General features: G+C 41.2%; 15 protein-coding genes and 1 pseudogene. 15 read left to right on the top strand and 1 reads right to left on the bottom strand.

Annotation, left to right across the window (positions count from 1 at the left end):
- The 11 genes and pseudogenes from ACG916_RS01410 to ACG916_RS01360 all read left to right on the top strand — a co-directional run bounded on the left by ACG916_RS01410 (position 1) and on the right by ACG916_RS01360 (position 12,403).
- A complete protein-coding gene (locus ACG916_RS01410) occupies positions 1-786 on the top strand; it encodes an acetoin reductase (RefSeq protein WP_336951906.1) in 786 nt (261 codons plus the stop codon).
- Between the two features lie 22 nt (positions 787-808).
- Complete coding sequence (locus tag ACG916_RS01405) at positions 809-1,867, top strand: 2,3-butanediol dehydrogenase (protein ID WP_336951905.1); 1,059 nt, start codon at positions 809-811, stop codon at positions 1,865-1,867.
- A 104-nt stretch (positions 1,868-1,971) separates the two neighbouring features.
- A pseudogene (locus ACG916_RS01400) lies at positions 1,972-2,403 on the top strand (TonB-dependent siderophore receptor); the annotation flags it as partial.
- Positions 2,404-2,689: 286 nt separating this feature from the next.
- On the top strand, positions 2,690-3,748 hold the full coding sequence (locus ACG916_RS01395) for an ABC transporter substrate-binding protein (protein WP_336951904.1): 1,059 nt from the start codon (positions 2,690-2,692) through the stop codon (positions 3,746-3,748).
- Between the two features lie 15 nt (positions 3,749-3,763).
- A complete protein-coding gene (locus tag ACG916_RS01390; protein WP_336951903.1) occupies positions 3,764-4,474 on the top strand; it encodes a class II aldolase/adducin family protein in 711 nt (236 codons plus the stop codon).
- A 33-nt stretch (positions 4,475-4,507) separates the two neighbouring features.
- Complete coding sequence (locus tag ACG916_RS01385; protein ID WP_336951902.1) at positions 4,508-5,701, top strand: LLM class flavin-dependent oxidoreductase; 1,194 nt, start codon at positions 4,508-4,510, stop codon at positions 5,699-5,701.
- Positions 5,702-5,713: 12 nt separating this feature from the next.
- Positions 5,714-7,291 (top strand): ABC transporter substrate-binding protein, encoded by a 1,578-nt coding sequence (locus ACG916_RS01380; protein WP_336951901.1) that lies wholly within the window; start codon positions 5,714-5,716, stop codon positions 7,289-7,291.
- A gap of 2 nt (positions 7,292-7,293) precedes the next feature.
- Positions 7,294-8,445: an ABC transporter permease gene (locus tag ACG916_RS01375; protein ID WP_419330185.1), complete on the top strand. Its 1,152-nt coding sequence runs from the start codon at positions 7,294-7,296 to the stop codon at positions 8,443-8,445.
- Positions 8,442-9,296 carry an ABC transporter permease gene (locus tag ACG916_RS01370; protein WP_336951900.1) on the top strand — a complete coding sequence of 285 codons (855 nt, stop codon included), beginning with the start codon at positions 8,442-8,444 and terminating at the stop codon, positions 9,294-9,296. Before ACG916_RS01375 ends, ACG916_RS01370 begins: the two co-directional genes overlap by 4 nt.
- A complete protein-coding gene (locus ACG916_RS01365) occupies positions 9,293-11,110 on the top strand; it encodes a dipeptide ABC transporter ATP-binding protein (protein WP_419327110.1) in 1,818 nt (605 codons plus the stop codon). The genes ACG916_RS01370 and ACG916_RS01365 overlap by 4 nt, the downstream gene beginning before the upstream one ends.
- A 24-nt stretch (positions 11,111-11,134) precedes the next feature.
- Complete coding sequence (locus ACG916_RS01360; RefSeq protein WP_419368145.1) at positions 11,135-12,403, top strand: acyl-CoA dehydrogenase family protein; 1,269 nt, start codon at positions 11,135-11,137, stop codon at positions 12,401-12,403.
- A 395-nt stretch (positions 12,404-12,798) separates the two neighbouring features.
- Here the strand turns inward: ACG916_RS01360 and ACG916_RS01355 are convergent, their stop codons facing one another.
- The gene (locus ACG916_RS01355; RefSeq protein WP_419327111.1) at positions 12,799-13,854 is read right to left on the bottom strand and encodes an ABC transporter substrate-binding protein; all 1,056 of its coding nucleotides are present in this window, start codon (positions 13,852-13,854) and stop codon (positions 12,799-12,801) included.
- Between the two features lie 286 nt (positions 13,855-14,140).
- Here ACG916_RS01355 and ACG916_RS01350 point away from each other — a divergent pair, with 286 nt between their 5' ends.
- The 4 genes from ACG916_RS01350 (at position 14,141) to ACG916_RS01335 (ending at position 21,768) form a co-directional block, all read left to right on the top strand.
- Complete coding sequence (locus ACG916_RS01350; RefSeq protein WP_419327112.1) at positions 14,141-15,964, top strand: ABC transporter ATP-binding protein; 1,824 nt, start codon at positions 14,141-14,143, stop codon at positions 15,962-15,964.
- Positions 15,961-17,793, top strand: a complete 1,833-nt coding sequence (locus ACG916_RS01345; RefSeq protein WP_336951894.1) for an ABC transporter ATP-binding protein — start codon at positions 15,961-15,963, stop codon at positions 17,791-17,793. Before ACG916_RS01350 ends, ACG916_RS01345 begins: the two co-directional genes overlap by 4 nt.
- Positions 17,794-17,959: 166 nt before the next feature.
- A complete protein-coding gene (locus ACG916_RS01340; RefSeq protein WP_419327113.1) occupies positions 17,960-20,452 on the top strand; it encodes a TonB-dependent receptor plug domain-containing protein in 2,493 nt (830 codons plus the stop codon).
- Between the two features lie 53 nt (positions 20,453-20,505).
- Positions 20,506-21,768 carry a lipase family protein gene (locus ACG916_RS01335; protein WP_419327115.1) on the top strand — a complete coding sequence of 421 codons (1,263 nt, stop codon included), beginning with the start codon at positions 20,506-20,508 and terminating at the stop codon, positions 21,766-21,768.
- The last annotated feature ends 79 nt before the right edge of the window (positions 21,769-21,847 follow it).

Below are 21,847 nucleotides of genomic sequence, written 5' to 3'. Positions count from 1 at the left end.
ATGCCTAGAGGTCTAAACAATAAAGTCGCATTAATTACTGGTGCCGCACAGGGCATAGGACGCGGTATTGCTTTACGCTTGGCACAAGAGGGCGTACATATTGCCTTGGTTGATCTTCACCAAGAAAAGTTAACTGCTGTTCAGCAAGAGATTCAAGCATTTGGGGTTAAAGCCACCACATTTATTGCAGATGTTGCTGATCCTGTACAAATCAGCAGTGCGATTGACCATGCAGAATCAACATTAAATGGCTTTGATATCATTATTAATAATGCAGGGATTGCCCAAGTCCAAGCCTTGGCAGAGGTCAGTCCAGATGAATTTAATCGGATTATGAATATCAATGTGGGTGGTGTGCTGTGGGGGATTCAGGCCGCTGCCGATAAATTTAAACAGCGCCGAAATTCTGGCAAAATTATCAATGCATGTTCGATTGCTGGGCATGAAGGTTTTGCTTTGCTTGGTGTCTATTCAGCTACTAAATTTGCCGTTCGTGCTTTGACTCAAACAGCAGCAAAAGAATATGCCAGTGCTGGTATCACTGTGAATAGTTACTGTCCCGGTGTAGTTGGTACAGATATGTGGGTGGAAATAGATCAACGTTTCGCTGATATCACTGGTGCACCCGTTGGTGAAACATATCAGAAATATGTGGATGGAATTGCTTTAGGACGTGCCGAAACCCCAGATGATGTTGCCGCATTGGTTGCTTTTCTAGCCAGTGAGGACGCTGATTATATTACTGGACAGTCAATTTTGACCGATGGCGGAATGGTTTATCGTTAATATTGGAATGAGGAATGCATCTATGAAAGCAGCTCGTTTTTATGATAAAGGGGATATCCGAATAGAGGATATTCCAGAACCACAGGTACAACCAGGAACAGTTGGCATTCAAGTCGCATGGTGTGGTATTTGTGGCACAGATTTACATGAATTTATCGATGGTCCAATTTTTATTCCTCCGTGTGGTCATCCGCACCCGATTTCGGGTGAAGCTGCACCTGTAACCATGGGGCATGAGTTTTCAGGTGTGGTGTACGCTGTAGGGGATGGCGTTGATGATATTCAGGTGGGGCAACATGTTGTGGTTGAGCCTTATATCATTGCGGATGATGTTCCGACTGGACCGCATGACAATTATCACTTGTCAAAAAATATGAATTTTATTGGTCTAGGTGGTCGCGGTGGTGGGCTATCTGAAAAAATTGCGGTACAACGCCGTTGGGTACATCCCATTTCTGCCCAAATTCCGTTGGATCAAGCCGCATTGATTGAGCCTTTATCTGTCGGGCATCATGCCTTTGTAAGAAGTGGAGCACAGTCAGGTGATATTGCCTTGGTGGGTGGAGCGGGCCCGATTGGATTGTTATTGTCTGCAATTTTAAAGGCCAAAGGCTTAACCGTCATCATTACCGAGCTCAGTGCAAAACGTAAAGAAAAAGCCTTAGAAGCGGGTGTTGCCGACTATGTGCTAGATCCGTCTCAAGTGGATGTTGTGGCTGAAGTCATGAAAATCACCCAAGACCGTGGGGTAGACGTGGCTTTTGAATGCAGTAGTGTCAATAAGGTCATGGATACACTGGTGGCAGCTATGAAACCAACTGGTGTGGTAGTGATAGTTTCGATCTGGAGTCATCCTGCAACGATTAATGTGCATAGTGTGGTGATGAAAGAGCTGGATATTCGCGGTACGATAGCCTATGTTAATGACCATCAAGAAACCATTCGCTTGGTTGAGCAAGGTAAAATCAATTTAGAACCTTTTATTACCCAAAGAATTGCTTTAGATGATTTGGTTTCGCAAGGCTTTGAAACCTTGATTCATAACAACGAATCTGCGGTCAAGATTATTGTGCATCCCTAGAAATCATACTACTCAATAAGGCATGTTATTGGTTAATGAATCGTGTGTGGGAGGGCTTCACAATTACTGATCAATAATCAATAACAAGTTTTAGCTGAAGTGAAATTGAATGGAGCTTCTTTGGAGCACCTATTGCGAATCTTGGTGTAATCGGTGGTGTTGCCTATATTGATCCTGAATTAACCCAAACTGCAGGTGGTAAAAATCAAGGCAATATTGCGACTGGGGTTGCCAAGCAATAGGCGAAATTAGGTATGGAGTGGGATATTTCGATTTTGCAGGGTTTAATCTAGACTGGAAATGCCACAGCAGTTTCAAAGCAATATATCAATCAGGAACATACACTACATGCTTCTGGACGAACACTGTTTGATGTTGAGGCGAGATATAAGACCAATGTTTCAAGTTTTCCACTAAACTTAGCTGCGAGTATCAATAACGTGACCAATAAGGCGTATTGGGGCATGCCACAATTGTCCAGTTTAGTCTTGGGTGCACCTCGAACTTATATGCTGTCGGCTTCTATCGATTTTTAATTTAAGCGATACAGCACTATATTTTTATATGGTGCTGTATGTTGATTCAATGAGGGGCTTTAAATCTGTTCAATCAAAAAATAATGCGGATGGGATTTTTGTCTCAGGGCAGGCTTGCTTAAAGCGCTGTTGATAAAACAACACTAAATCTAAAACAAGTGATGAAATCTAAACATTTATTAAAATTAGATTTTGTATAAGATATTGAAAATTATAAAAATAAATATTGGCATAAAAGCTGCTCAATACAAGTGATATGAAATTGGAAGTATCTTAAGGAATACCTATGTCACTTGTCATCGATAAAAAAGAAAATTCTAAAGAGTTTGTAAAAAGTACTTTATCTGAAATTTGGGTCACACGATGTCCTGTACCCACTGCAACAGGAATCTCATTAAAACGCGGCACCTTAGTCGAAAAATTTGAGCGACATGGTATTGATGTTGCGGTATTGCAAGATGCGCGTAAAGGCTTGTCTGTGCATCATTTTGATCATCAGCTCCCGGCTTTATTCCGTGAAGGAGGTAATGTACCTGCTTTGGCTGCGCGTTCAGAAGGTGCCCCAAGTCGTCTGATTGGATTAACTTGGATTGATGAATGGCAAGTGATTATTGTTCGACCAGATTCAGCAATTCGTCAGCCTGAAGATTTAAAAAATACCAAAGTGGCTTTACCTGAATATGCCGATAAACGTGCAGGCAGTATTTTTAGAGCCATGTCATTACAAGGTATTCGAGGGGCTTTACAACTTGCAAATTTAAGTTTCCGTGATGTTGATTTTATTGAAGTTCCTGAGCGAGCTGAATCGAAACAAGATCGTGATGCCAGTGCCTATTGGTCAGGCCTTGATGCCTTGATTACAGGTGAAGTGGATGCCGTGTATGTCAAAGGGGCATCGGCTGTTGAGGCAGCCACCAAACGTGGTTTAAAAGTCGGTATCGATTTAGATCAATTTACAGATGTGACTTCGCGTGTGAACAACGGGACACCTCGACCTATCACGGTACATGAAGATTTATTGGAACATCACTTTGATGTCGTCGTTGACTTTCTGGAAGAGCTTTTTGATACCGCAGATTGGGCAGAAGATCATTTAGATGAAGTGCTGGTTATTCTACAAGATGAAACCATTGCGGGTGCTGAAAGTGTGGCTACAGCGTATCGTAATAATTTTCATAAATCTTTACATCCTTCATTAAGTGCAGAACGCCTTGAGCTTTTAAAACAACAAAAAGATTTCCTTTGGTTACATGGCTTCCTTGAAAAAGACGTCGATCTTGATACATGGGTCGATCATCGCCCATTACTCGAAGTTTTAAAGCGTCGCCAAAATAAACAACGTTAAAACAGGATATTTATCATGACTACACTGATTCAATCGCCACTTTCCCCTGAACTTAATGATTTTATTGAACGCAACCGTCAAAAAGCTGAATTTGCATTTGAGGTGTTCCGTGAGACGGGCACCATCACTGCCAATGGCACAGTCAATTTTGTTGAACGCGCCCCTGAAAATACCTTGGTGACCTTTAACTATGCAGGTCCTTGGTCACGAGATAAAAAAAGCAAAGTATTGGTAGAGAAACTTGATGGTGAAGTTTTATTGGGACGAAAAGGTGCGGGTGGCCGTTATAACAAACTATTTTGTGAACATGCAGATGTCACCACAATCTCTCATGTACATGCACCGAATTTAGGTGCTTGGGCCCAAACACACCGAACCCTACCGATTCGTTATGTGCCTGTTCAGCGTTTTCATTTATTTAATGAACTGCCGATTTATATCGATCGCCGTCAAGCAGAAGTCGATTTTATTTTAGATCAACTCAAGATTGATATTGAGCATCGGGCTATTTTGGAAGCCAATGGCGGTGCCACAGTTTGGGGGCGTCAAGGTCTACAAGAAACTGCTGAATTTATTTTATTGCTTGAAGAAGGTGCTCAAATTCAACTGTTAGCAGAACTGGTTGGGGGAAGTCGTGAATATGGGCAAGGGGTGTTACAGCAACAGTGGAAAATGAGTGGATTGACTGAAAAAGCAAAATCACTGGGATTACTTCCACTCCATTAGAAACATGATTTAAAAACAAATATAGAGAATATTATGGCTGTAAAACTTTTATGGTATCTCACCTCACCTGATGGTCCCTATCCTTGGTTGGAGTCGGGACGCTGGGATACCGATTATGAACATTTACAACAAATTGCAATTACCGCAGATCGTCTGGGGTTTTACGGTTCACTCATGGGTACAAGTGAGTATGAAACACTGGCAGTTGCTGCGAGTTTAATTCCTTTTACTGAGCGCCTGAAGTTTTTGGTGGCGCAGCATCCAGGTGAAGTTCAACCCGCAGTTTTAGCCAAATATGCACAAACTTTTGACTCTTTCTCTCAGGGACGTTTGTTGTTTAATGTGGTCAATGGCAATGATCAGGGACTTGCCGCATTGGGTATTCATTATTCACATGATGAACGCTATGACTTTAGTAAAGAATACTGGAGCACATTTCAACAGAATTATTTAGGCGATAAATCTGGCTTTCAGGGTGAGTTTATTCAAGTTGCTCCACGTCAAGAGGGGGCTTCACCGATGTCAAAATGGCATGGGGCAACCCAAAAACAAGGCGTACCGCTGTGGGGAGCTGGCACATCAGCCAAAGGGGTACAACATTCAGTGGAATTGCTGGATGTGTATTTAAGCTTTGCCAACACACCGCCGCTGCTGGGAGAAAAATTCAGTAAAGTTGCAAAAGAAGCCGCTAAAGTTGGACGAACTTTGCAGTATGGAACTCGCTTACAAATTATCGTTCGTGAAACCGAAGAAGAAGCGTGGCAATACGCGCAGTCTCTACTCGATAAAATTGATGTGAATTATGCGATTGAAGCTGTAAAACGTCAGCTTCCACCCAATGAAACTTTCGAAAGCTATCAGAGTAGTAACCCGATTGTTCAAAAAAATTTAGAACGCTTACGTCAGGGGATATTACCTCAAGCTAAAGACTTTGAAATTTATCCAAATATTTGGACAGGGCCATCACTGTTTGGTTTTGATATCTTAAATCCCGCTGCGGGGACCGCATTGGTCGGGAGCGCTGAAAATATTGCTCAACGTATCCAAGAATATGAAAGCTACGGTACATCTGCATTTATTTTGTCAGGTTTTCCTTTAATTACGGAAGTTTATCGTGTTGCAGACTTGTTGTTTCCTTTACTTGAGCTCGATCATGGTTTTGAGTTACCGAAGTTAAAAAAATGCTCGTCTGTAGATTCTCTGTTGAATCAAGAAACTGTGGTTTAAAAGGAGAATCCTATGAGTAAAATTACGCGCAGAGTATTAATTAAAAATACGGGTTTAGGTCTAGGTACGATTGCAGCAGCAAGCCTGATTGGGTGTTCTCGTTCCGATTCCTCAGCATCAAATGAAGCTGCTGCACATACAAGCCAGCATACCACACCGCAAAAAGGTGGAGTGATCAAAATTGGGGTGATTAATGGTAATCAAGCTGGAAATTTAGATGCCCATAAGCCGATTGGGATGTCGAGTGCCTTTAGAGGTTGGCCGTTATATGCCAAATTATGGGAATGGGGGCGAGATATTCAACCTAAATTGGCGCTTGCTGAATTTGCAGAACCCAATGAGGATGGCACTAAATGGACGATTCGGCTAAAGAAAGGGCTTGAGTTTCATCATGGTAAAACCATTACAGCTGATGATGTCATTTTCTCTTTACGTCGTTTGACCGATCCTAAACTGGCGTCTCCCTTTGCGGCTTATCTGTATTCACTACAGCGCGATGCGATTAAAAAGCGGGATGATTACACCGTTGAAATTCCATTTGCTCAAGGCAAAGGCTTAGTAGCCCTACCTGAAGCATGGATGAGTTGGGGCGGTATTGTTCCAACAGATTATGACCCAATCAAGAATGTCGTCGGAGCAGGCCCGTTTAAGCTAGAAAGTTTTACCCCAGGTCAACGTTCCCGTTTCGTACGTTTTGAAAATTATTGGAAAGACAATCAGCCTTATGCAGATGCCATTGAAATTATAGATTTTAAAGAGCAAACCGGGCGTCTTGCTGCTTTGCAATCAGGGCAAATTGATATTGCATCAGGTATTAGTGCCGAGCATTTATCTTTGATTCAAGCCAATAAACGACTGAGTGTTGTTTCATCTGAAACAGATGCTTGGCAATCCTTCGACATGAATACCACTAAAGCACCGTTTAATGATCCTCGTGTCAGACAAGCATTTCGTTTGATTGCCAATCGGGATGATTTAGTGAAACGGGCATTGGCGGGTCAAGGACGAATTGCCAACGATCTGTATTCATTTAGTGATCCTGTTTATAACCATGAAATTCCACAGCGTAAGCAAGATTTAGCCAAAGCTAAAACACTATTAAAAGCTGCTGGTTTTGATCAAAACTTAAAAGTTGATTTATATACAGGACCAGATAGCAATGCCGCCTTGGTGTTTGCGCAACATGCAGCGCAAGCTGGCGTGATTGTAAACGTTAAACAAGTTGAAGCTGCAACATTTGCAGATGCAGTCAAACAAGATTGGGCATTGAGTACAGGTTCAAATGTTTCTCGTCCATTTTTATTGACGGTATTGCAGATTGATGGACCCGGTGCAGCCAATAACAAAACCCGCTTTAATCAAGCCCGTTTTACGGAGCTGGTGCATCACGCATTGCAACAGCCTGATCTGGAAAAACGCAAAGTTTTGGTGCATGAGGCACAGCAAATTCAGCATGAACAAGGTGGCTTACTGATTTGGGGTTTTAACAATGTTTTAGATGCACATTCTCATCAGATTGGTGGTGTAACACCTGATCGAACCGGTTTTGCAGCATGGCGAACTGATGAGTTTTGGCGTAAAGGGGAGTGATGATGACGACTCAAGCCAGCAAAATTGAAAGCTCGATTCAACATCCAGCTATCGCCAAGTCGTTTGAATTTCCTGCATGGTTACCTTGGTTTTTGACCCGTATCGTGTCAGGAATTTTAGTGATTTTTGTGATTAGTTTAATTGTATTTGTCGCGACTCAAGCGCTTCCATCTGACCCTGCGCGGGTCATTTTAGGGCCAGAAGCACCAGAAGCTACGGTTCAAATACTGCGTGAACAATTGGGGCTGACTCAACCGATATTGGTGCAATACTGGAATTGGCTGACTCAATTATTACAAGGTAATTTTGGACGCTCAATTGATTCCAATGTACCTGTGTTACAGATTATTCAAAACTATTTTGGTAATACACTTGCCTTGAGTAGCTTGGTGGTGGCAATCACTGTACCGATTTCAGTTTTACTTGGGGTTTGGTTATCGCTACGTCGTGATAGCAAACTAGACCGAATCATTGTATCTAGCTCGATTATTTTTAAAGCAGTACCCGGATTTGTCATTGCCATTTGGCTGATGATGTTATTTTCAACTTCGATCTTGCATGTATTACCCGCTGCATCATTGTTGATTCCTGGGCAGTCTCCTTTTAGCCAGCTAGAGTTTTTAATTTTACCCATTTTAACTTTAGCTTTATCGCTTATTCCTTATCTCATGCGTCTTGTGCGAGGCTCAATGATCGATGCCTTAGAGTCTGATTATGTCACTTCAGCACGATTACGCGGTATTCCAGAGGGTCGCATTATCTGGAAGCATGTTTTACCTAATGCTTTAGTGCCTGTGGTGCAAGGCACGGCATTGACCATACGGGTTTTACTCAGTGGGGCTTTAATTATCGAGGTTGTATTTAGTTATCCCGGAATTGGCAATGCATTGAATGCAGCAATTGAAATGCGGGATATTCCTACCATTCAAGCGATTGTGTTATTGCTGACCATCTGTGTGGTGGTGGTCAATTTAATTGCAGACTTAATTACGACTTTACTCACACCGAAAATACGCACTGCAAAAAAACATAAAGCCCGCTCACCTGGTTTACGTCAGGCATTACGTTTATGGAAATCTGGCCGACCGATTACGGTAAAGCCTGTGGATCGCCGTAATGCCTTGAAGAATATCAATTCAGGAGAGGGGAAATGAGTACACTTCATTGGTATCAACGTAAGTTTTTTAAAGCCTTGATTTCTGAGCGACAAGTACGTTTTGGTTTTGTGGTGACAAGCTTAGTTTTGATATTTGCGCTTATTGGCCCAGTGCTGGTTCCTTTTGAACCAACTGCCTTAGTGGGCATGACCTATGGTGCGCCTGAAGCACAGGCTTTTCTTGGCTATGACTATATTGGGCATGATGTTTGGTCTCGTGTATTAGCGGGTGGTGCTTCAATTATTTGGATGACCCTCGCTGCCAGTCTGGTGGCTTTAATTATTGGTTCCAGTTTAGGCATATTGGCTGCTTTTGCACGAGATAAAGTTGACCAGTTTGTGACTTGGCTGACGGATGTTTTTATGGCATTTCCTGATCTGATTTTAGTGCTATTAATCGTTTCGATGCTAGGGCGTGAGCCATGGCTGATTGTGCTCACTGTTTCGATTGCTTTTATTCCTGGGGTAGTACGTCTTGCACGAAGTGTTGCGCTAAATTTGGTTGAGCAAGAGTATGTAGAGGCCGCCAAAATTTTAGGTTATTCGAAAAGCTACATTTTATTCCGTGAAATCCTACCCAATATGCTGACACCCTTATTAATTCATCTTGGGGTGATGTTGACGTGGGCTGTTGGCATGTTATCTGGTCTGGCTTTTCTTGGTTATGGTATCGCACCTCCTGCAGCCGATTGGGGCCTGATGATTAATGAAAATCGTGCTGGGTTATTGGTTCAACCGTGGGCAGTATTTGCACCGGTGATTTTAATTGCTTTGTTTGCGCTGGGAACCAATGTGTTGGCTGAAGGTGTAGGGCGTGCCGCAGCACGGATTGAGGAAAAATCACCATGACAGAGATTTTAAAGAATACGGTACTACAGGTAAAAGGCTTAACGGTGGCATTGGTCAACACAGGCAATCATGTGGTTTCGAATATTTCTTTTCATTTAAATGAGGGCGAAGTCCTTGGGTTGGTGGGAGAAAGTGGTTCAGGTAAAACCACATTGTCGAGTGCGTTATTGGGCTATGCACGACATGGTGCCAAAATTATTCAAGGCACAATTGCGCTGGATGGACAAGATATCCTCAGTCTTGACGATCACGCCTTGCGTCAAATTCGAGGTTATAAAATCAGTCACGTTGCCCAAGATCCGGGAACGGCACTAAATCCAGCATTAACCATTGGACAGCATCTACTTGAGTTATTAGAAGTCCATCAATTACGCTTATCCAGTAGTGAAAGAAATCATAAAGTTGCTAAAATTTTAGATGAAGTGGGATTGCCTCAGGATGATGTGTTTTTAAAGCGCTATCCTCATCAACTTTCTGGCGGGCAACAACAACGGATTTTATTAGCATTGGCATTTTTGTTACAGCCTCGCTTAATTGTCTTGGATGAACCGACAACAGCATTGGATGTTACGACCCAAACTTTAGTGCTGAATATTATTCGTAAATTATGTCGCGAATATAATGTCGCAGCAATTTATGTATCACATGATTTGACTGTGGTGAAAGATATTGCAGATCGCGTAATCGTCCTGTATTCAGGCCAGATTGCAGAAGATGCCGCATTAAGCCAGTTATTTGAAACGCCAAAACATCCTTATACCCAAGGTTTACTCAATGCCATCCCCGATGTGTCGATTCGTAAATATTTATCCCCCATCGAAGGACATGCACCCTCACCGAATGATCGTCCAACAGGATGTGCTTTTGCCGCAAGATGTACTTTCGCTAGCGAATTATGTCATCAACAGCAACCGAAATTAACCCTGTTATCTCAAGCATTTGATCCACATTTTGTTGCTTGTCATCATTGGGATGAAGTGAGCGTGATCAATTTTCAAGAGCTTGATCCGCATATGATTGAATTAAAAACAGATCAACAGGCACTGCTTAAAGTAGAACATATCAATGCTTGGTATGGCCAGCAACAAGCACTTTTCGATGTTTCTTTTCAAATACAGCGTGGAGAATGTTTGGCCTTAGTCGGGGAGTCTGGTTCAGGTAAAACCACACTGTCTAGAGTGATTGCAGGACTGAATGAAAATGCAGAAGGTCAGGTGATTTTAGCAGATGAAGTATTGTCCTTGCAGGGACAAAAACGTCAGTTAACACAACGACATAAACTGCAATATATCTTTCAAAATCCATATAAAGCCTTGAATCCAGCACATACCATAGGACAGACACTCACTAAAGTGGTTCAGCACTTTTTTGCTACATCTCAGCAAGAAACTCAACAAAAGGTCGTTCAGGTACTTCAACAAGTATCGCTTCCTCCACAGGTTCAAGAACTCTACCCAAGAGATTTATCTGGCGGAGAACGGCAACGTGTAGCGATTGCACGAGCGCTGTTATGTCAGCCTGATGTCTTGATTTGCGATGAAATTACTTCTGCTTTAGATGTCTCAGTACAAGCATCTATTTTAAAACTGTTGCAACAATTGCAAAAGCAAGGCGTAACTTTACTTTTTGTTACCCATAACCTTGGGGTAGTTAGAGCAATTGCTGATCGAGTTGCCGTTTTAAAAAATGGCCATCTGGTGGAATACGGTGAAACCGATCAAGTACTGAGTCATCCGCAACATGCGTATACCAAAACTTTGCTTACACATGCCCCCAGCTTATTTAAGACTACAGCACAGCGTATCTGTGCATAAAAAAAGAGATTTTCCGGAGTTAAAATGAACGATATTCAGCAACACAATTTTTTAGAATTAGGCAGTATAAGACATATTCAAAGTGAACAAGAAGCATTGGATATTGCCAAGGCAGTAGCAAAACAACTGACAGAATTTGCCCAAGATCCTCAATATAACAAAAGTGTTCCTTATGAACAGGCCCGCCTAATTTCAGAAGCAGGTCTGACAGCGATTATTGTTCCTCAACAATTTGGTGGTTTAGGTGCGAGTATTAGCACATTGGTCAATGTGGTAAAGATCATTTCATCTGCAGATGGTGGTGTGGGACAACTTCTACAAATTCATTTCACCATGTTTCGAGGAATTTTAACGGGTTATGAGGATGATATTCGCGATCAATTATTGCGTGATGTATTGAGTGGTAAACGTTTAGGCAATGCACTCGCAGAAGTGGGCGGAAAAGATAAATTTCAGCATAAGACTCGTGTAGAAAGAAATTCACAAGGGCAGTTAATCTTAAATGGCAGTAAATTTTATTCCACAGGCTCTTTATTGGCTGAGTGGATCTCTTTATTTGCAGGCAGTGATGATGGACCTGTTTCGATCTTGATTCATCGTGATACGCATGGGGTAGAACTGCTTGATGATTGGGATGCAATGGGGCAAAACAATAGTGTCAGTGGTACAGTCAATTTTAAAGACGTTATTGTCGATGAACGCTATGTTGCCAAGCGCAATACTGGTGGTTTAGGGACAGTGCTACGCACAGGTTTAACTTGGCCTCAGATTTTGCATGCAGCTATGGATACAGGTATTGCCAAAGGTGCACTTGAAGGGGGGATTGATTATTTGCAACAGAATGCTCGTCCTTGGGTGGAAAGTGGTGTCGACTCCCCGACACAGGAACCGCATATCATTAAGCAAATTGGCGAGTTTGCAGTTTTGGTCCGTTCAGCAGAAGCACTTTTAGATCGCTCAGCAGCGATTTTTGAGCAGCATTCAACCAATCTGGAAGATGAAGCTTTACAAACTGAATTGATTTTATCTGTGGCTGCCACACGGAGTCAGTCCGACCATGCATCTTTGAAAATTTCCAGTGAAATTTTTGGCTTACTTGGAGCAAGCTCTACTTTGTCAAAATGGAATTTAGATCGTTTCTGGCGTAATGCACGTACGCATACCACACATGATCCGATTCGTTGGCGTTTATATCATGTTGGAAATTATTATTTAAATAATATTCCACCTGGTGAATATAACTCTGTACTTTTAAAGAAACAGGCTGAAAATGTGACCAAATTTAAGTCATAATTTGAGTTCGATAAAAATATGCTATTCGTAAACCTCATCCACAACTGTTTGAGGCAGTACTTAATCGCATATGTTTTGCGATTGATTAAACGAGCTGATGGTGGGCAGTGAGTTTTACGGTGAGAAGCAGCACTCTGCAAGATGCTTTTCTTGCAAAGTTTGGCGTCTCATTTTCCCGGAACAAAAGTAGCGTGAGCCGTTGACTGATTCTGAGGCTAGGTAAGAGCTGGTTAAGAACTTCAGTAAGACGCCATTAAGATAATTGTTATTCATGAGCATAGCAGTGCTTTATGCGTTGAGAATAGTCAGAAGCTTTTGTATAGGGGGATGTCTTAAATTTGAAAGCTGAAAAATAAAAGGTTGTCATTACGACAACCTTTTATTTTTTCGTATTGTTAAGCCACTTGTGCATGAATAGCAATGTCTTGTGCTAGCCATTCACGAACATTAATTTGAGCTGGAATAAACTTCCAGCGATAGAGAAAGTCACTAAGGTCTTGTAAGGCAATAATCGATGTTTCATCAAAATTGGTATTCAGCTTGAGATGTGCATCTGCGCCATACGCTGCATGAACCCATTGTTCACTGCTATTACATTCTTTAGCCAGATAGCGGTGAGTTTCATCTGCATGCACATGCGCCCATTGTTCAGCTTGTAAAACCGCATCGACAATGGATTGAGCTTGTTGTGGATATTGCGATAGAAAATCTTCATCCACAGTTAGTGTTCGAGGGGTACCATTATTTGAACGTAGGATAGGGTCGGGATGTGAACCAATATCAATAATGGTATGCAGGGCAAAATCATGGGCAATTTGTGCTGCATGTGCGCCTTTTAAAAAGATGGCATCGACATCCCCTTTGATTAAAGCCACAATCTCTGCACTTGCGCTCAGTTTATTACGATTGCTAAAGAAACTCGAATCATTTTCTTCGGTATGATTTTGCTGTTGCGCCACTAATATATCAGCACGCAGACAATCCACCAGTTCCAGATCACTGACCTTAAGATTTACTGTTCTTAATGCATTTTCTAAACCGCGAATGGCTTGAGCACGAGAGAAATCGATGATGGCATCTTGATTGAGTGGGAGTCCAAAGCGTTTACCTTTTAAATCCTCAACCGTCTTAATTTGGGAATCATATCGAGTCAGCAGTAATTGGACTTCATCTGCCCAAGATAAACCGATGACTTTGGTTTTTTGTCCAGAAGCATATGCCCAAATTGCAGGAATACTGCCACCATGCCGAACTGAATTGGCAAGGGTATGGTTAAAATGTGAGTTACGAACCTCTTTTGAGTTCGATTCACGAATTGATTTAATTTCAATTTGTTGCTCAATAAATTTTTCTTTTAGCCAGCCTTTTTGAATCGAGATTCCAAGCCCTGTAGGAACTGGACAGCGTGTATACCAAAGTGTATTCAATGGTTGCATTTGAAGTGTTGTCATTGTGACATCCTGTTGTGATTTGAATGCTTTAAAGCAATATTGATGCCATTGTTTAACTTGTTGATATTTAAAATATATTTTTAATATCTATTTTTATGATGTTGATATATCAAATATTGTTGCAATAACAACAGATAACAAGTGTGGATGTTTTAAATCAAACATCTCATCAAACATGTTTTTTAAAAAAATAATATAAAACAGTAGATTAAAATATTTATGCCTTTGAAAAATTTGGCATAGATCTCGCAGTGAGCTATAGATCTTTAGTTGTTGTTTTATTTTTATGTTTAAAAATTATCCACTGCTGCGAAGTTTGGCCTTATATCGTTTTATGCCATTTCGCTTTGTATTGACGGCAACATTATTTGTCCTTGCCAATTTTGGCTTAGCACTACAGCAATATTCAATCGGACATGCGATTGATACGCTAAAACACAGCCAACCTGAACGTTTATTTCAACATGCTTTTACAGATCCGTTAAATCCGTGGTTTTGGTTTATTCTACTGACGAGTATCGCTTTACTTCGTGCCATTATTCAATATTTAGCAGGTTTAAGTGCCTTGACGATTGGACAGCAATTGTTAAGTATTTTAAGAGAAAGAATCTTTAGCCAAGTCCAGCATTTAGATGTTTCATGGCACTGGAAACACGGATTAGGTGAAGTTTTATCAAGAACCACCCGAGATTCAGATAAATTAAAAGAAGCTTTAATTAATTTTTGGCGACAAGTGTTTGAATCCAGTCTAGTGGTCGCCGCAACAGTTGGATTGTTGTGTTGGTATCATCCTTGGTTGGGGATCGTCCCGCTTATTTTTATTTTTCTAGGCCTAGCAGTGCTGTTTAAACTGACCAATCAGTTGGTGGTGCTGGATCATCAAGTTGCCTATGCCTATGAAAAAGTCAGTGATACTTTGGCTGAAAGCGTCAATGGCATTCGAGTAGTCAAAGCCTTTCAACTTGAGGAAAAGCTCTTACAACGTTTTGATGCTGCAGTTGATAGCTTTATTCGTCATTCTATTCAAACCATTCGCACCAGCGCACAACGCTTACCGATTCCTCAAATGATTATTGCCTGTTCCTACTTATGGGTGATTGGGTTTGGTGGCTACTTAATTGGACAAAATCAATTACAGATTGGGCAATTTGTGGCTGCTGTACTTATGGCAAATTTATTGGTGTTTCGTATTGAAAGTATTGGACAGGTCTTACATATTTTTGCAGATGCACGTTCATCGGCAACTCGAATATGGCAAATGCTAGATGAGAAATCGGCAATTGTAGATGCTGCACATGCTTTGCCACTACAAGGGGATGCTGATGGGGATGAAGGTTTAAATATTCGACTGGAAAATGTCAGTTTTCAGGATCGAAACACAGAAAAGTATATTTTAAAACAGTGTAATGTTGAATTCCGAGCAGGTGAAATCGTCACCATTGTGGGGAAAACTGGAGCGGGTAAAACCACACTGATGAACTTGCTCAATCGTTTTATCGATCCAACCGCAGGGCAGGTCTGGATTGGTTCAGATCAACGCGGTTGGCTCAATCTTAAAGATCTGAGTTTGGTTAACTTACGTCATATGGTTCAGATTATTCCGCAAGATAATTTCTTTTTCTCAGGAACCTTGGCGGATAACTTAAAAATAGCCAAACAGGATGCGACTGAACAGGAGATGCGAGACGCGTTGCATTTGGCTTCAGCATCTGAACTATTACAGCGACTCGATGCTGGTCTGGAGACACCAATAGGGGACAAGGGAGTCACCTTATCGGGAGGGCAAAAACAACGGATTGCACTGGCACGGTCAATTTTAAAAAACTCGCCAATCTTGGCACTTGATGATTCAACCAGTGCTTTAGATTCCACTACAGAAAAACAGGTGTTACAGCGTTTATCAGGCTTGGCTGACAATAAAAATCAGCTCAAAAGAACCATTCTGATCAATTCAAATAAACAGACCACGATTTCTTTATCAGATCGCATTATCGTATTAGATCAGGGACAAATTCTTGCTCAAGGGAGCCACACAGAATTGCTCCAGCATTGCGTATTTTATCGGGAGTTGATGGGCTTTCAAAAAGTGCAACAGGAGATTCAAGCATGAATACCACGGTTAAAAATTTCCAACCGCTGACGAAAATCTCTGATCTGCAGATCGAAGAAAACTTAGCAAAAACCGCGCTACATCGCGGAATGTTAAAAAAACTCATTCCTTTGCTTTATCCGATTCGTTATTTAATTCTAGCCATGATCTCAGTAGAGATCTTACAAGTGCTGAGCATCTTTGTACGTCCATGGGCAGTCAAGTACATTTTAGATTCTGGATTTCAGCAAGTGGCTGGGAAACTGGTGTTGTATCAGCCAGTACTTTTTATAGCAATTGCTATTCTGGCATTCAGCTGGGTGTGTCGTTTTGGATTAGCGGGTATATCAAAATACTTGTCTGGAAAAGCGGCTTTAAGTGTCATTAATGATCTAAGACGTTCATTATTTCAACATATTCAAGCTTTAAATATTGGTTATTTTGATCGAACTAAAGCCGGCCGAATTATTTCACGAGCGGATCGTGATGTCGATACTTTAGAACCAGTATTGATACAAGGACCACCTGAACTACTTTCTGCGATTTTACGTTGCGGATTAGCATCTGTGCTTTTGTGGCATATTTATCCCCCATTTTTCTGGTGTTTATTTGCAACTTTGCCGATTTTATTGACAATGACTGCAATATTTAAAAAGTCATCACAACGGCATTGGGGACGGGTTGCCGAAGAACGCAGTCGATTTACTGCACATTTGGTTGAAACGGTAAATGGCGCCAAAATTATTCAGCAATTGAATTATAGTGAAACCAATCAACAGCGCTATCAGCAGCTCTTAAAAGATTTTAATGATTCTATTATTTATGGAAGTAAGCGGACCAGCTGGTTTGCCCCATTTACTGGATTGCTTTCGACAGTGGCAACCGCAGTTTTTATTGTGATTGGAAGTTATGCTTATAGTGAAGGTGTCATCAGTATTGGACAGTTTGCCGAAAGTATTTTTTATGTGTTTTTATTCTTGGCACCTTTACAGGAATTGACCGATTTATTTGAGCGTTATGCCAATGGTGCAGCGTGTGCACAACGGATATTTCTACTTTTAGATACCCAATCTAGCATTCAAGATGCACCACATGCGTTGAAATTAGGGCAACTTAACGGGCATATTCGTTTTCAGTCTGTACATTTTGCTTATACCACCAAAGCTGTTTTACAAAATTTTGATTTAGAGATCGACGCTGGAACGGTGGTTGCGATCGTGGGGCCTACAGGTCATGGTAAAAGCACGATCGTTCAGTTACTGACACGGTTTTATGAGCCTCAGCAGGGTGGGATTTTCTTAGACCGTTATCCGATACAGGATATTCATCTGGACAGTTTAAGACAAAATGTCAGTATTGTTTTACAGGACAATGTCTTGTTTAGCGGCACAATTTTAGACAATTTACGTTTAATTCAACCCGAAGCTACAGATCAACAACTGATTCAGGCGATTGAAGAACTTGGTGCAGATGATATTCTAGGACAGCTTCCTCATGGTTATTTTACTGAAGTTGGAACACTCGGAAAAAATTTAAGTCATGGGCAACGCCAACTTGTTTGTCTCGCACGTGCATATTTGGCTGATCCTAAAATTTTAATTTTAGATGAAGCGACCTCTGCGATTGATATTTATACGGAACAGAAAATCCAATATGCCCTTCGACGCTTATGTAAAAATAGAACCTGTATTGTGATCGCACATCGCTTAAGTACCATTCAAGAAGCAGACAAAATTGTGGTGATTGAGAATGGGGCTGTAGTGGAACAAGGTTCTCATGAACAACTGATTCAACAGCAACAATCTTACTATCAGTTGTATCAATCTTATTTACACAATCAACTTGTATAAGCTTATGCGCCACTAGCAAATCTGTGGTTTTATAAACATTTTTTCGAATCATTGTTTAAATATAAACAATGATTTTTTTATTTTTAATGACAAGTTTTTGATATTCAATAATAAAAATTTTGGCATTGGCTTTGCTATATCGGTGCAGATCGTTAAGGAAGCTTATATGCGTACATATTTTTCTCAATTCATTCTTCATTCTTCTGTTTTTGCGTTCAGTACACTTACCGCCTCAATCACTTTGGCAAATGAACAAAGGCCTGTATCAGAAAAAGAGGATGTCGTGACATTGCAATCAGTTGTTGTAACGGGTTCTCGGCGAGCTATCAATAGTGCTTTAGAGGCTCCTGCTCCAGTAGACATTGTGACAGCCAAAGAACTACAAGAAACAGGGGCAGGTGATCTTGCAGCTGCATTAACACGCTTATCGCCGTCAGTGAGTTTACCAACATCACCTGCGGGTGGTTTCGGTGCATCGGTGCCGCCGAGTATTGCATTGCGAGGTTTATCTGCAGATCAAACCTTAATTTTGATCAATGGTAAACGTCGCCATACAGCGGCTTACTTCACTCGACAAGCGTATGCTGGGGGGAGAGGTGCTGCGGTAACAGATTTAAGCCTAATCCCGATTAGTGCCATTGAACGTATAGAGATTTTACGAGATGGTGCCGCAGCTCAATATGGTTCTGACGCGATCGCGGGCGTGGTTAACATTATATTGAAATCACGTGATCATGGTGGTGGCGTGAGTTATCAAACTGGAGGCTATACACAAGGGGATGGTGAACAGCATAAAATCAATCTTTGGAAAGGCTTTGAATTACCCAATGATGGTGCTTTAACTGTTGCTGTAGATTTAGGAAAGCGTGAAGCTGCAAGTAATACTGCACCAGATACGCGAACATTTTATGATGGTTCAACCCAAGCCCAATATACCGAGCAGAACACACCATTTAGAACTTGGAAATTTGGTTCTCCTGAACAAAAAGACCAAATCAATATCACTGCGAATTTAGATTTACCTTTAACTGATGAAATTGCCTTGTATGGTTTTAGTAGTTATGGGCATCGTAAGACCATCGGGGAAAATTTTTATGAACCTCCAACCACCAAAACAGTACTGAATCAATCCAGTTATTTTAAGCAACGTTATCCTGATGGACGCTCACCTTTGAGTTTAGTCAGTGTGGATGATTTTGCGACCACGTTTGGGGTTAAACAAGGCAACCAGACTTCAGGAAAATATGACCTGTATGCCACTTATGGACAAAACAAAGTCAGCACTGAACAAGGCAATGGCATTAACCCAAGTTATGGTGCAGATTCACCTTCTCATTATGATTTAGGGGAAAACATTTTTGCCCAACTCAATACAGGACTGGACTATAGTCGTGATTTTGCAATTGATGGTTTAGCCAGTCCATTGACTGTTTCGACGGGAGCGCTATACCGTTGGGAACAATATAAACAAAATGCAGGCGACCCCATTGCTTATACCCGTGGACCCTATTTTAATCCAAGTACGGCTTTAGGTACGGGTATCCCAGGTATATACGCGGGTATTACAGATCAAGACCAACGCAAAATTAGTCGAGATGTGTACGGCATTTATTTGGATCTCGAAGCCGATATTGTAAAAGATTTAAATGTTGGTGCTGCTATTCGAACAGAAAAATATTCAGACTTTGGTTCGACAACCAACGGCAAACTCTTTGCCAAATATGATATCTCTCCGCAGTTGACCCTTCGTGGATCTGTCAATACAGGTTATCGCGCACCGTCATTAGCCCAGCAAGGATACTCCGCTTATAGTGTACAAACGGTGCAAACTCCGACAGGTTGGCAAGATGTACAGCAAAGGACTTTAGTTGCGGGAAGTGAAGCGGCTTTACTGATTGGTGGAACTTCACTTAAGCCTGAGAAATCCACCAATTATTCTTTAGGTTTGGTACTCAAACCATTTATCAATACCTCTGCAACTTTAGACCTTTATCAAATCGATATTCGAAATCGTATTTTACTTTCTGACAATATTACTGGCAGCGTGATCAATAATGCTTTTGCAAATACGCCGTATGTAAATATTGCCAATGTGGCGTTTTTTAATAATTTATTAGATACGCAAACGCGTGGTTTGGAGTTCGCGTTAAAACATGATCTTGATCTTGAACAATATGGCAAGTTAAAGCTGAATTTAGGCTTGGCTTATCATAAAAATAAAATCACTGACAGCCGAGACTCAATCACTGCAAAAGGTGAGCGAATTCCAGTCTCTAGTATTGCTGGTCGAAATACCCAAAGCCTAATTGAATCTACAGCGCCAAAAACCAAATTAGCATTGGGTGCACTTTGGTCAAATCAAGTGTGGAGTATCAATGCCGCAGTCCGTCGTTATGATAAATGGACCACCTTAAATAATACCAATACTTCATTGGATCAGACCTTTGATCCGCAATGGATTGCTGATTTGGACTTTGGCTACAAAGCAGATGCGTGGGTAAAGGGGCTAAAATTCAATCTGGGCGCAAATAATTTATTTAACAGTTACCCAGACAAAGCCAAAGACTCATCTGTAGGGAACATCGTCAAATACAGTTTTAATGCGCCAGAAGGTGCCTTTGGAACGTATTTATATGGCCGTGTAAGTTACGACTTTTAAATTAAAAAATAAATTTTTAAAACAGTTTTTAAATAGGTTTCAAGGTCATGAAAATGCAAAATACTTTTATATCTAATGTGGTTAAATCCGTTTTTGTCGCAAGCATACTCACGTCTGCTGGAATGGCAAATGCCCAGCAAGCCCCACAGCCTGAAGATCGTTATGGGGATGGACGTGTTTCAGCATTTTATACATGGAAAGCTGCGATTCCAGAACAAGCTGGAAAACTCTTAAAGACAGAGGACATCAGCAACCCTTATATCCGTTTGGACAATGATAGTACGGCCATTCGTATTTTATATAGTTCAACAAGTGGAAGGGATAGTAAGACCCCCATTGTGGTTTCTGGGACAGTACATCTTCCTAAAGGTACGCCACCGAAAGAAGGTTGGCCTGTTGTGTTATGGGCACATGGTACGGTTGGTCTAGCAGATGCCTGCGCACCTTCTTGGAATGGACGATCTTATCGAGATGTACAATATTTAAACCGATGGTTAAAAGAAGGATTCGCTGTAGTAGCAACTGACTATGAAGGACTTGGTGTGGCTGGCCCGCACTTGCTGATCAATAATCCAATGCTTGCTTATAGTATTTTAGACAGCGGTCGAGCTGCGCTTAAAACGAAATTACCTCTAGCAAATCGTTTTGTTATTGTGGGGCAATCTCAAGGTGGGGCAGGGGCTGTTTCAGCTTCAGCTTATTCAGCAACCTATGCACCAGAGTTAAATATTAAAGGATCTATTGGCACAGGGGTGATTTATCAGGACCCCGAGGCAACAGCTGAAAAGAATCAGTTAAAGTTAAATCCTTATGAAGTCAGTCCATCCTTAGCATATGGTATTTATAGTTTTCTAGTGACGCAAAGCTTATTTCCTGAAATCAAAACTGAAGATATTTTTACCGCTGAAGCAGTGCCTTTGGTGGAACAAGCAAGAAATGCCTGTTTGACCAGTTTTATGGGAGATATTCAAACAGCAGGACTTTCACCTGCGCAAGCCTATAAGGTGAATCCACCATCGATCTATAAAAAATTACAGGAAAAACAATCCAATGATTATGGCTATTACCCGACCTTAAAAATCAATCATCCATTATTTATTGGCACTGGGGCAAATGATCGTACACCAGATGCACGTAATCAAATGAAGTTGGTGGCGGATGCATGTAAGGCAGGTACAGTCGTTGAAGGGCATTTGTATCATGGATTGGGACATAGTGAGACAGTGAATGCTTCCCTACAAGATTCTATTCCATTTGCCAAAAAGGTGATTGCAGGGGAGAAGATTCAGTCCATTTGCAAACCAGATTTACAATAGAAAATCAGAAGAAAATAACCATCCCTCATAATGATGCTCATGGTTATGACAAGACCTTAAATTAGCAAGCAATAAAAAC

Source organism: Acinetobacter legionensis, assembly GCF_048552295.1.
In the GTDB taxonomy this organism is placed as follows: domain Bacteria; phylum Pseudomonadota; class Gammaproteobacteria; order Pseudomonadales; family Moraxellaceae; genus Acinetobacter.
The sequence above is the reverse complement of the archived record's forward strand: the minus strand, read 5'-3'. Positions and strand labels throughout refer to the sequence as shown.